This is a genomic window from Pseudomonas sp. UBA6753, from assembly GCF_002453565.1.
GTDB lineage: Bacteria > Pseudomonadota > Gammaproteobacteria > Pseudomonadales > Pseudomonadaceae > Aquipseudomonas > Aquipseudomonas putida_Z.
Genome location: NZ_DKHD01000043.1, coordinates 40,483 through 52,328 on the forward strand (window position 1 = coordinate 40,483; position 11,846 = coordinate 52,328).

Consider the following 11,846-nt stretch of genomic DNA (forward strand, 5'->3'; position numbering starts at 1 on the left):
GCCAAGTACGCTACAATCCGCTCCTTGTGCCCAGTTCAATGATTTTGAAGGAAAACCATGACGTTCAAGGCCCCGGACAGCCTCTCCGAGCAGATTGCCGATTACCTGGCCGAACGCATCATTCGCGGCGAGCTGGCGCCAGGCGAGCGTATCCAGGAGCAGAAGGTCACCCAGGCTCTCAACGTCAGCCGCGGCTCGGTGCGCGAGGCGCTGCTGATCCTCGAACGCCGTCACCTGGTGGCGATCCTGCCGCGCCGGGGTGCCCATGTGACCGAGCTCGACGAGCGCAGTGTGCGCAGCCTGTGCGCACTGATGGGCGAGTTCTACATCCTGCTGGGTAACGCGGTTGCGCAAAAATGGCGCACCGATGCCGACCTGCGCCCGTTCCTGGAGATCCAGCAGCGCCTGCAGCGGGCCCATGACCAGCTGGACATCAAGGCCTTCGTCGCCGACAGCTTCGCGGTCATGCGGGCGGCCTATCCGTTCGCCGACAACCCGTTCCTGCAGGAAACCGTGGAAAACCTGCAGCCGGCGATGAGCCGTGCCTACTACCTGTCGCTGGACCAGCGCCAGGCCAACATGATCGATTATCTGGACCTGTTCGCCCGCCTGCTCGACGCCGTGATCGCCCGTGACCTGCCGCGCATTCGCGAGGTGCTCACCGCCTATGGCCAGCGCAGTTGCGAACTGGTGCTGGCGGCGTTGGCCCGAGGCTGACCGATGCGCCTGAAGTGCATTCGCCTGGCCGGATTCAAGTCGTTCGTCGACCCGACCACGGTCAACTTCCCCAGCAACATGGCGGCCGTGGTCGGCCCCAACGGCTGTGGCAAGTCCAACATCATCGATGCCGTGCGCTGGGTGATGGGCGAGAGTTCGGCAAAGAACCTGCGCGGCGAGTCGATGACCGATGTCATCTTCAACGGCTCCAGTGGCCGCAAACCGGTCAGCCAGGCCAGCATCGAGCTGGTGTTCGACAACAGCGAAACCACCCTGGTCGGCGAATATGCCGCCTACGCCGAGATCTCGATCCGCCGCAAGGTCACCCGCGACGGGCAGAACAGCTACTACCTCAACGGTACCAAGTGCCGCCGGCGCGATATCACCGACATCTTCCTCGGTACCGGGCTGGGGCCGCGCAGCTACTCGATCATCGAACAGGGCATGATCTCCAAGCTGATCGAGGCCAAGCCCGAGGAGCTGCGCAACTTCATCGAGGAAGCCGCCGGCATTTCCAAGTACAAGGAACGCCGCCGTGAAACCGAGAGCCGCATCCGCCGCACCCAGGAAAACCTGGCGCGCCTGACCGACCTGCGCGAAGAGCTGGAGCGCCAGCTGGAGCGCCTGCACCGCCAGGCCCAGGCAGCCGAGAAGTACCGCGAGTACAAGGCCCAGGAACGCCAGCTGAAGGCGCGCCTGTCGGCCTTGCGCTGGCGCGACCTGGATGAACGGGTGCGCCAGCGCGAGGCGGTGATCAGCGACCAGGATGTGTCCCATGAGGCGCTGGTGGCCGAGCAGCGCAATGCCGATGCCAGCATCGAGCGCCTGCGCGATGGCCATCACGAATTGTCCGAACGCTTCAACCAGGTGCAGGGCCGTTTCTACTCGGTGGCCGGTGACATCGCCCGGGTCGAGCAGAGCATCCAGCACGGCCAGCAGCGCCTGCGCCAGTTGCAGGATGACTTCAAGGAAGCCGAGCGCACGCGCCTGGAAACCGAGTCGCACCTGGGCCACGACCGAACCCTGCTGGCTACCTTGGGCGAAGAGCTGGCCATGCTCGAACCCGAGCAGGAAATGACCCTGGTCGCTGCCGAAGAAGCCACTGCTGCCCTTGAAGAGGCCGAGCTGGGCATGCACGGCTGGCAGGAACAGTGGGACAGCTTCAACAGCCGTTCCGCCGAGCCGCGCCGCCAGGCCGAAGTGCAGCAGGCGCGCCTGCAACAGCTGGAGGCCAGCCTGGAACGCCAGGCCGAGCGCCAGCGCAAGCTGGGCGAGGAGCGTGAGCTGCTGGGCAGCGACCCGCAGGATGCGGCCATGCTCGAACTGGCCGAGCAGCTGGCCAGCAGCGAAATGGTGCTGGAAGAGTTGCAGTTGTCGGAAGAGCATGTGGTCGAGCGCCTGGAAGGCGCGCGTGAGCAACTGCAGCAGGCCACCCAGGCCCAACAGCAGGCGCAGGGCGACCTGCAACGCCTGGGCGGTCGCCTGGCCTCGCTCGAAGCCTTGCAGCAGGCCGCCCTGGAGCCGGGTGCAGGTGCTGCGGACTGGCTGCAGGGCCAAGGCCTGGAGCAACAGCCGCGGCTGGCTGAAGGGTTGCGGGTTGAGCCGGGCTGGGAGCTTGCGGTAGAGACCGTGCTTGGCGCCGACCTGCAGGCTGTGCTGGTGGACGGCTTCAGTAACCTGGATTTTGCCGGCCTGGAGCAGGGCGAGTTGCGCTTGCTGCTGGCGAGCGGGACCGGCTCGTCGCTGCCCGGCAGCCTGCTGGAAAAGGTCGAAGGCCGTGTCGACCTGGCGCCCTGGCTGGGCCAGGTCAAGCCCGTGGAGGACCTTGCCCAGGCGCTGGCGCAGCGCGCGTCGCTAGGCGAAGGCCAGAGCCTGGTCAGCCGCGATGGCTACTGGGTTGGCCGACACTTCCTGCGGGTGCGCCGTGGCGGCGAAGCCGAAGGCGGCGTGCTGGCACGCGGCCAGGAGATCGAGCGCCTGGGCCAGGAGCAACTGGAGCAGGAAGCGGCGCTGGAGCAGTTGGAGCAGCAATTGCAGGCCCTGCGCGAGCAGCAGCTGGACCTTGAAGAACAGCGTGAACAACTGCGCCGTCGCACCCAGGAAGAAAACCGCCTGCATGGCGAGCTGAAGGCCAACCTGTCGGCTGGCCGCGCACGTGCCGAGCAGGTCGAGCTGCGCCGCCGGCGCCTGCAGGAAGAGCTGGCCGAACTGGAAGAGCAGCGCGCCCTGGAGCATGAGCAGCTGGGCGAAGCCCGCCTGCTGCTGCAGGAGGCCCTGGAGCTGATGGCCCAGGACACCGAGCAGCGCGAGCAGTTGATGGCCCGCCGCGACACCCTGCGCGAAAGCCTCGATCGCGTGCGCCAGGAGGCCCGCCAGCACAAGGACCACGCTCACCAGCTGGCTGTGCGCCTGGGCTCGCTGCGCGCGCAGCATGATTCCACCCGCCAGGCCCTGGAACGCCTGGAGCAGCAGGCCGCGCGCCTGACCGAGCGCCAGGAGCAACTGAGCCTGAACCTGGAAGAGGGCGAGGCCCCACAGGAAGAACTGCGCCTGAAGCTGGAAGAGCTGCTGGAGCGGCGCATGAGCGTCGACGAGGAAATGCGCCAGGCCCGCCTGCAAATGGACGAAGCCGACCGCGAACTGCGCGACGCCGAAAAGCGCCGTACCCAGGCCGAGCAGCAGGCCCAGTTGCTGCGTGGCCAGCTGGAGCAGCTGCGCCTGGAGTGCCAGGGCCTGGATGTGCGGCGCAAGACCTTGCAGGAGCAGTTGCTGGCCGATGGCTACGACCTGCAAGGCGTGCTCGCTACCCTGGAGGCCGAGGCCAGCGAGCAGGGCACCGAACAGGAGCTGGAGCAGCTCGAGGCGCGTATCCAGCGCCTGGGGGCGATCAACCTGGCGGCCATCGAAGAGTACGAGCAGCAGTCCGAGCGCAAGCGCTACCTGGACGCTCAGGACGCCGACCTGGTCGAAGCCCTGGAGACCCTGGAAAACGTCATTCGCAAGATCGACAAGGAAACCCGCAACCGCTTCAAGGATACCTTTGATCAGATAAATGCCGGATTACAGGCACTTTTCCCAAAAGTTTTCGGTGGTGGCAGCGCTTATCTGGAACTGACGGGCGAAGATCTACTCGATACAGGGGTAACGATCATGGCGCGGCCACCGGGCAAGAAGAACAGCACCATCCATCTGCTGTCCGGCGGCGAGAAGGCACTGACCGCATTGGCGCTGGTGTTTGCCATCTTCAAGTTGAACCCCGCACCGTTCTGCATGCTCGACGAAGTCGACGCGCCGCTGGACGATGCCAACGTCGGGCGCTACGCCCGTCTGGTCAAGGAAATGAGTGAAAGCGTGCAGTTCATCTACATCACCCATAACAAGATTGCCATGGAGATGGCGGATCAATTGATGGGGGTGACCATGCATGAACCGGGCTGTTCACGTCTGGTTGCCGTCGATGTGGAGGAGGCCATGGCCATGGTCGATGCCTGATGCTCGACGATAAGGGCATATTCCGTAGCGAAATGCCCCCGCCATGTGCGACAGACGGTGTAAAGTTGTCTTTGGTCGTGCTAGCTTAATGTCACTCGTTTTTTGCGTGGGTAAAACGCCTGTCAGAACATAGAGTTGGCGCCACGTGTTAAAGGGCTTTGAACCCTTTGTTTTCAAGCATATTTTTATAGAGGCACGGGATTACATGGAAATCGGTCTGCGCGAGTGGCTGATCGTCATCGGCATCATTGTCATTGCCGGGATTCTTTTCGACGGCTGGCGCCGCATGCGCGGCGGGAAAGGCAAGTTGAAATTCCGTCTGGATCGCAGTTATTCCAACCTGCCGGACGAAGAGGGCAATGCCGAAGTGCTTGGCCCTTCGCGGGTGCTGGATACCCACAAGGAGCCTGAGCTGGACGAAAGCGACCTGCCGTCGCTCAGTGCTTCTGCGCGTGATCGCGAGCGCGAGCCCAAGCCGGCCAAGGCTGCCAAGCGTGGCAAGCGCGCCACCGCTGCTGCGGATGCACAGCAGGGCGACCTGAACCTGAGCGCCGAGCCACGCGAGCCCGACCTGTTTGCCGACAGCGATGACGACTTTGCCGCGGAAAACACCCGCAGCAACGGTGCGGCGCCTGCCAGCAGCAGCGTCAAGGAGCTGCCGCCGGCCGAGGAAGTGCTGGTGATCAGCGTCATCTCCCGCGACGAGGGTGGCTTCAAGGGCCCGGCGCTGCTGCAGAACATTCTGGAAAGCGGCCTGCGCTTCGGCGAAATGGACATCTTCCACCGTCACGAGAGCATGGCCGGTCACGGCGAGGTGCTGTTCTCCATGGCCAACGCCGTCAAGCCCGGCGTGTTCGACCTGGACGACATCGACCACTTCAGCACCCGCGCGGTGAGCTTCTTCCTCGGCCTGCCGGGCCCACGTCATCCGAAGCAGGCCTTCGACGTGATGGTGGCTGCGGCGCGCAAGCTGGCGCACGAACTGAACGGTGAGCTCAAGGACGACCAGCGCAGCGTGCTGACCGCCCAGACCATCGAGCACTACCGCCAGCGCATCGTCGAGTTCGAGCGCCGTGCGCTGACCCAGAAGCGCTGACAGATCCAGACGAAAGAGCAGCCTGAGGGCGTGCTGGTCGGTTCGGGTATTGCAATTGCCTGTACTGGCCTCTTCGCGGGCTTGCCCGCTCCCACAGGTACATCACTGCCCTTGAGGCTCGTGGTGTTCCTGTGGGAGCGGGCAAGCCCGCGAAGAGGCCGGCACAGGCAATAAATACCTCAAGCCTCCGGCACCACCCCAGGCTGCTCTTTTGCTTTGCAAGAGAAGACAAATCCCATGACCGCCGAAACCCGTATCCACGAACTGCGTGCCGAGCTCGACCAGCACAACTACCGCTACTACGTGCTCGATGAGCCAAGCGTGCCCGATGCCGAATACGACCGCCTGTTCAACGAGCTCAAGGCGCTTGAAGCCGAACACCCGCACCTGGTAACCCCAGACTCGCCCACCCAGCGCGTGGGTGGCGAAGCCCTGGCCGCGTTCAGCCAGGTACGCCACGAAGTGCCCATGCTCAGCCTGGGCAACGCCTTCGAAGAAGCCGACTTGCGTGAGTTCGGCCGCCGCGTGGTAGACGGCCTCGACCAGCCCGGTGCGGTCGACTACAGTTGCGAGCCCAAGCTCGACGGCCTGGCCGTAAGCTTGTTGTACCGCGACGGCCAGTTGGTGCAGGGCGCCACCCGTGGCGACGGCACCACTGGCGAAGACATCAGTGCCAACGTGCGTACCGTGCGCAACATCCCGCTCAAGCTGCAAGGCGAGGGATGGCCGGCGGTGCTGGAGGTGCGCGGCGAGGTGTACATGAGCAAGGCCGGTTTCGACCGGCTCAACGCCGCCCAGGCCGAAGCCGGTGGCAAGACCTTCGCCAACCCGCGCAACGCCGCCGCCGGCAGCCTGCGTCAGCTGGATTCGAAAATCACCGCCAGCCGCCCGCTGGAATTCTGCTGCTATGGCGTCGGCCAGGTGTCCGCGAGCATCGGCGACAGCCACATCGGCATCCTCGAGCAGCTCAAGGCCTGGGGCCTGCCGATCAGCCGCGAACTCAAGCATGCCGCTGGCATTGAAGAATGCCTGGCCTACTATCGCGACATCGGCGAGCGACGCAACAGCCTGCCCTACGAAATCGACGGCGTGGTGTTCAAGGTCAACAGCCTGGCCGCCCAGCGTGAACTGGGCTTCCGCGCCCGTGAGCCGCGCTGGGCGATTGCCCACAAGTTCCCGGCCATGGAAGAGCTGACCGAGGTGCTGGATGTCGAGTTCCAGGTCGGCCGCACCGGCGCGGTAACGCCCGTGGCACGCCTGAAGCCGGTCAAGGTCGCCGGTGTGACCGTGTCCAACGCCACCCTGCACAACATGGACGAAATCGCCCGCCTGGGCCTGCGCATTGGCGACACGGTGATCATCCGCCGCGCCGGTGACGTGATTCCGCAGGTGATGCAGGTAGTGCTGGAGCGCCGCCCGGAAGATGCGCGCTCGGTGCAGGTGCCGAGCGAATGCCCGGTATGTGGCTCGCAGGTCGAGCGTACCCAGCTGGTCAAGCGTAGCAAGGGCAAGGAAACCACCAGCGAGGGGGCGGTGTACCGCTGCGTCGGTCGCCTGGCCTGTGGCGCCCAGCTCAAGCAGGCGATCATCCACTACGTGTCGCGCCGCGCCATGGACATCGACGGCCTGGGCGAGAAGAGCGTCGAGCAGCTGGTGGACGAAGGCCTGATCGGCTCGCCGGCCGACCTGTACAAGCTGGAATTCGACCAGATCGTCGGCCTGGAAGGTTTTGCCGAAGTGTCCAGCAAGAAGCTGCTGGATGCCATCGAAGCCAGCAAGCGCCCGGGCCTGGCGCGCTTCATCTACGCCCTGGGCATCCCGGACGTAGGCGAGGAGACCGCCAAGGTGCTGGCCCGCTCGCTGGGCAGCCTGGCGCGTGTGCAGCAAGCGCTGCCGCAAGTGCTCACCTACCTGCCGGACATCGGCCTGGAAGTGGCGTACGAGATCCACAACTTCTTCGAGGACGAGCACAACCGCAAGGTCATCAAGCAGTTGCTCGACAGCGGCATGCAACTGCAGGACGAAGGCGAGCTGGCTGCCGAGTTCGCCGCCAGCACCACTCTGGCCGGCATGATCGCCAAGCTCGACATCGCCTCGGTTGGCCCGACCGGTGCCGAGAAGCTGGTGGCCAAGCTCGACAGCCTGGACAAGATCATCGCCGCCGACGGCATCGACCTGCGCCAGGCCCTGGCGGCCAAGCAGGCCGAAGCCGTGCGCGAGTTCTTCAAGGATGAAGCCAACCAGAAGCTGGCCCGGGACATCGAGGCACAGTTGCTGGCGTTCGGCATGCACTGGAGCAGCGAGAAGAAAGTGGCCGAAGGCTTGCCGCTGGCCGGCCAGACCTGGGTGCTGACCGGCACCCTGGAGCGCATGAGCCGTGATATCGCCAAGGAAAAGCTGGAAAGCCTGGGGGCCAAGGTGGCGGGTTCGGTTTCTGGCAAGACCCACTGCGTGGTGGCAGGGCCGGGGGCGGGGTCCAAGCTGGCCAAGGCCAGCGAGTTGGGCGTGAAGGTGCTTGATGAAGATGCCTTCGTCACCTTCCTGGGCGAGCAGGGCATCGCTGTCTAACGCCCTGCGCAATCCCCTGTGGCTTGCGCGGTCCTTGTGGGAGCGGGCATGCCCGCGAACACGGGCGAAGCCCGTGCCATCCACCGCGGCGCCTGCTTCGCGGCGGTTCGACGCCTCGACACGCCCGCTCCCACAGGTCCTGCGCTGGTCTTGATGTCAGCGCTACCCCTGTAGGAGCGGGTTCACCCGCGAATTGGCAGCTCCAGGCCACCCCGACCCGGACAAGTCATTGAGAAATGATGACTTTTTCTGCTCCAGAGGTTGTATCTGCCCCCAAGACCGGTACAATGGCGCCACTCGCTGTTCAGCGAGCCTTGTAGTGGTGGCCCCATCGGTCCCCCCGCATTGATTACCCGTTAACCTGGTCAGGCCCGGAAGGGAGCAGCCATAGCGGGAACATCGAGTGCCGGGGTGTGGCTGGTGGGGCCGCCTCCATTTCAGGTCCTTGAATTCTCAAGGATTTCTTGCATTACCCTACTCGACTTCTCCTCAAGCGCATTGCGAAGCTACACGAACGAGGTTTTCAGAAAAGAGCCCTCGCTGATAAACGTAGACTTTCCCGCCCGTGTCCCCTTTGAACGTCTCGATCACATTGTCCGCCGCAACAGGGCTGCTCAGAATCACGCGATAGCTTCGGCTCGTATGGGTGACGTTCGGCGATTGCTGATTCTCTTGCAACTTCTGCATGACGCAGGCGGAAAAAGCTTCTGGAGATTTCGCGGTCAGCAACTCCTTTGTCGGCTGGTTAGGCGCGGATGCGCACCCCGCCAGCAGCGTGATAGTGAAGGAGGCAGCAGCAAGAGGCAGAAAGCGCATCAGACAGTTCCAGATTTGAGTTCAGGCGCCATTCTCCATTTCATTTGGCTGATAGAAAACGGGCAAATATCGATATTACCTATCATCGATCTTGATGAGTGGCGGGCGCCTCGCAGGCGAGCGCAGCAAATTCAAGTCAACGGAAGCCATACATCATGTATGGCTTCAACTGTGGAAAAGGCCGCGTCGCGGCATCGTCAGGAATGTACAGGCCTCAGGCCGAGCGTTGCGCTGTGCGGCAGATGCCTTTACAGGTTGTACTTCTCATCGATTCTGCGTTTGTCGAGCGTGTAGCGCTTGAGGTCGATCGAGTCGGATTCCAGCTTGGCATCGAGTTCGTCCATGTCGTGCTTTTTCAGCGTTGCAACATGGGCTTTGCTGGCTTGGTAGTTGATCATCTCTGCAGCGTCATGCCCACTCACCGGGTCCCACAGAATGGAAAGCGGCCAGAACAGCAGGTTCACCACACCAAAGCCATATGCGCGACCGTAGAACGAACCGCCACCTGGAAGCAGGCCAAGGCCGGCAGCAAGCCCTGGGCTTTTTTCTTCAACCGCGAGGTTTCTGGCGCGATAGCTGGCAAGTTCCGACTCTTGGGCCGAATTGAGGCCGGTAGCACAACCAGTGGTCAGCGCTATCAGTGCGGCAGCGGTCAGATTTCGAATTGTGGACATGCAACATTTCCTGAGTGTGAGTACTGTTCTCGGCGCACGGCTGGGCGCGGAGGCGCGTAACTCTACACTGAGTAGTGGCGCATTGATATCGTATTGCCATTACTCTATTCAGATGTTGATGCATCCAGATGGTGGTTTTATCCTGGCCGCTTAAAGGCAACTGTTGAACTGCCCTGTTTTTTCCCATGCCCCGCCGCCGACAGCTTCATCAGCCGCTGGAATTTCGGGCATTCCAGGTGATCTTCCTCAGGGCACTGCGCCGCATGCCGCAAGCCCTTGCTCATCGCCTGCAAGCGCCTGATTCGTGCATCCAGTTCGTCGGCCTTGGCGATCAGCATCTGCCGGTCGACTTGCAGGTCCACCAGCATCGTCCCCACTTCATCCAGCGAAAACCCCGCAGCCTGGCCCAGGGCGATCAGCGCCAGCCGGTCTGCAACATCGGCTGCGAACTGCCGCCGCTGGCCAGGCCCGGCGAGTGACTTGAGCAGGCCTTTCTTCTCGTAGTAGCGCAGCGTCGAGGCGGGTACGCCTGTGCGTTTGGCGACGTCGGCAATGTCCATTTCGGGCCCTTGACTTGAAGTTGACTTCAACTTCTATGCTGCGCGGCATGGTGATGACCGTCAATCTTCGAGGGCTTGTTCAATGACGTTTACTGCGATGTTTTCCGCCGCCTTGCCAATTGGTATCGGTGCCACGATGGTGATGGACTTGTGGGGGCTGCTGCTGAGGCGGATGGGTGTCGCCACGCTGAACTTCGCCATGGTCGGGCGTTGGGCGGGGCATTTGATGCACGGGCGTGTGCGGCACCAGGCGATTGCCAAGGCAGAACCGGTGCGGCATGAGCTGGCGTTGGGGTGGGGGATTCATTACGCCATCGGCGTGCTGTTCGCGATGCTGCTGGTCATGATCGTGGGGGAGGGCTGGTTGCTGGCACCTACATTGTTGCCCGCGCTGGTTGTTGGTGTGGTGACGGTCGTGGCGCCTTTGTGCTTCATGCAGCCGGCGATGGGCGCGGGGTTCTTTGCGTCGAGGACGCCGACGCCTGTGCGCAACTGCCTGAAGAGCCTGGCCACGCATTTTGTGTTTGGCGTGGGGATGTTCTTGAGTGCGAGTTTGCTGACGAGCGCGCAATCAGCCTGCTGACACCACCAGGCTTGAGCCTGTAATAGAAACTGTGTCTGCACCGCACAATCCTGTGGGAGCGGGCATGCCCGCGAAGAATGCAACTCGGTGGCTGGCACGGGAACATCGAGTGCCGGGGTGTGGCTGGTGGGGCCGCCTCCATTTCCGGGATATGAAAAACCCGCGTCTTGTCTATCCCAGTCACATCACAGTGAAACGTTGCGTGCATTGAAGGATGTGAGGCTGCATGAGCGCTTGTATTCGCGCCGAGTAGGTTTTCTCACAGGCCGCGACGAGTGCGCCTACATCTACCCGGGTGTGACGAAAATAGAGTGGTGCCTGCCAATCTTGGAGAGCAGGCATGAAAATGAGCAGGCGTGACTTGACCGTTGGTCTCCTGGTGACTGTCCTGTGGGGTGGTAACTACAGTGTCATCGAACTTGGCTTGCGAGAGCTCGATCCCTATTTGTTGACGCTGTTACGATTCACCTTCTGTGCGGTGCCGCTGGTTTTTTTCATCCGGCGTCCGACCAGAGTTTCAGTGGTTGCCATGGTGGTATATGGCGTGCTGTTCGCTGTCGGTATCTGGTGGGTGGTCAATCTTGCCATGCACCAAGGCTTGAGTCCGGGTATGTCCTCGGTGTTCCTGCAGTTCAGTGCGTTCTTCACGATCTTGCTGAGCGCTATCTTTTTGCGTGAGCGTATCACCGCCGCCCATTCCTGGGGTATGGTCTTCGCGGCATGCGGGTTGGGCCTGATGTTGTTGGCGAGCAGCCAGTCCTCAACGGTGGTCGGTCTGCTGCTGGTATTGGTTGCTGCGCTCGCCTGGGCTTTGTGCAACCTTTTGATTAAGCTCAAGCGCCCAGGTCAAATGACGGCCTTTATCGTCTGGTCGAGCTTGTATGCGCTGCCGGTCCTTGTGGTGCTCACGTTTGCCTCGCAAGGATGGGCGGCGCTCGAAACCCTGGCCGGTGGCCTGGCATGGCCAACATTGTTTTCCGTACTTTTCCAGAGCCTGATCACGACGATTCTGGGCTACCGCGTGTGGAACAACCTGATGAAGAAGTATCCGGCTACCCACGTTGCGCCCTTGTCGTTGCTGATACCGGTGTCCGGCCTCGCAACCTCCTGGCTTTTCTTCGACGAGCAGATGAGTGCCGGGCAATGGCTGGCGATCTGCCTGATCTTGACCGGCATCCTGATATTTTTCTGCGGTCACTGGTTACGCAAACTCGGCGGGCAATTTGCGCGGTTGCGCTAAGTGGAAGTCACCGGCGCTGGGAAGTATTTGTGGGCCCGGCACCACGGGCTGTTCAGCCTGGCTGTAGGTGCTCCACAGCATCAACAGGGCCAGCAGTCTT

9 protein-coding genes and 1 other RNA gene are annotated in these 11,846 nt (G+C 62.6%); 7 read left to right on the forward strand and 3 right to left on the reverse strand.

Going from position 1 to position 11,846, the window contains the following annotated elements; genetic code table 11:
- The first annotated feature begins 57 nt into the window (after window positions 1-57).
- The 5 genes from B2790_RS16950 to ffs all read left to right on the forward strand — a co-directional run bounded on the left by B2790_RS16950 (window position 58) and on the right by ffs (window position 8,299).
- Window positions 58-717: a GntR family transcriptional regulator gene (locus B2790_RS16950; RefSeq protein ID WP_015271155.1), complete on the forward strand. Its 660-nt coding sequence runs from the start codon at window positions 58-60 to the stop codon at window positions 715-717.
- Between the two features lie 3 nt (window positions 718-720).
- Entirely contained in the window at window positions 721-4,209 is a 3,489-nt protein-coding gene (gene smc, locus B2790_RS16955; protein ID WP_286919279.1) for a chromosome segregation protein SMC, read from the forward strand.
- Window positions 4,210-4,414: 205 nt separating this feature from the next.
- Window positions 4,415-5,305 carry a cell division protein ZipA gene (gene zipA, locus B2790_RS16960; RefSeq protein ID WP_015271153.1) on the forward strand — a complete coding sequence of 297 codons (891 nt, stop codon included), beginning with the start codon at window positions 4,415-4,417 and terminating at the stop codon, window positions 5,303-5,305.
- Between the two features lie 237 nt (window positions 5,306-5,542).
- On the forward strand, window positions 5,543-7,873 hold the full coding sequence (ligA, locus tag B2790_RS16965) for an NAD-dependent DNA ligase LigA (protein ID WP_286919280.1): 2,331 nt from the start codon (window positions 5,543-5,545) through the stop codon (window positions 7,871-7,873).
- Between the two features lie 329 nt (window positions 7,874-8,202).
- An RNA gene (ffs, locus tag B2790_RS16970) (signal recognition particle sRNA small type) lies at window positions 8,203-8,299 on the forward strand.
- Between the two features lie 63 nt (window positions 8,300-8,362).
- Here ffs and B2790_RS16975 read toward each other — a convergent pair.
- From B2790_RS16975 to B2790_RS16985, 3 genes are all read right to left on the reverse strand, one after another.
- Entirely contained in the window at window positions 8,363-8,689 is a 327-nt protein-coding gene (locus B2790_RS16975) for a hypothetical protein (protein WP_085614484.1), read from the reverse strand.
- A gap of 248 nt (window positions 8,690-8,937) precedes the next feature.
- Window positions 8,938-9,363 carry a hypothetical protein gene (locus B2790_RS16980; RefSeq protein ID WP_085592845.1) on the reverse strand — a complete coding sequence of 142 codons (426 nt, stop codon included), beginning with the start codon at window positions 9,361-9,363 and terminating at the stop codon, window positions 8,938-8,940.
- A gap of 137 nt (window positions 9,364-9,500) precedes the next feature.
- The gene (locus B2790_RS16985) at window positions 9,501-9,923 is read right to left on the reverse strand and encodes a helix-turn-helix domain-containing protein (protein WP_123085902.1); all 423 of its coding nucleotides are present in this window, start codon (window positions 9,921-9,923) and stop codon (window positions 9,501-9,503) included.
- A gap of 82 nt (window positions 9,924-10,005) precedes the next feature.
- On the opposite strand from B2790_RS16985, the gene B2790_RS16990 reads away from it, so the two are divergent.
- A complete protein-coding gene (locus tag B2790_RS16990) occupies window positions 10,006-10,506 on the forward strand; it encodes a DUF2938 domain-containing protein (RefSeq protein WP_286919281.1) in 501 nt (166 codons plus the stop codon).
- 361 nt (window positions 10,507-10,867) lie between these two features.
- The gene (locus tag B2790_RS16995; RefSeq protein ID WP_286919282.1) at window positions 10,868-11,746 is read left to right on the forward strand and encodes an EamA family transporter; all 879 of its coding nucleotides are present in this window, start codon (window positions 10,868-10,870) and stop codon (window positions 11,744-11,746) included.
- Window positions 11,747-11,846: the final 100 nt, after the last annotated feature.

Bases quoted from the DNA above. Each gene is read 5' to 3' on its own strand.
- B2790_RS16950 (WP_015271155.1), top strand. From the start codon at position 58: ATGACGTTCAAGGCCCCGGACAGCCTCTCCGAGCAGATTGCCGATTAC.
- smc (WP_286919279.1), top strand. From the start codon at position 721: ATGCGCCTGAAGTGCATTCGCCTGGCCGGATTCAAGTCGTTCGTCGAC.
- zipA (WP_015271153.1), top strand. From the start codon at position 4,415: ATGGAAATCGGTCTGCGCGAGTGGCTGATCGTCATCGGCATCATTGTC.
- ligA (WP_286919280.1), top strand. From the start codon at position 5,543: ATGACCGCCGAAACCCGTATCCACGAACTGCGTGCCGAGCTCGACCAG.
- B2790_RS16975 (WP_085614484.1), bottom strand. From the start codon at position 8,689: ATGCGCTTTCTGCCTCTTGCTGCTGCCTCCTTCACTATCACGCTGCTG.
- B2790_RS16980 (WP_085592845.1), bottom strand. From the start codon at position 9,363: ATGTCCACAATTCGAAATCTGACCGCTGCCGCACTGATAGCGCTGACC.
- B2790_RS16985 (WP_123085902.1), bottom strand. From the start codon at position 9,923: ATGGACATTGCCGACGTCGCCAAACGCACAGGCGTACCCGCCTCGACG.
- B2790_RS16990 (WP_286919281.1), top strand. From the start codon at position 10,006: ATGACGTTTACTGCGATGTTTTCCGCCGCCTTGCCAATTGGTATCGGT.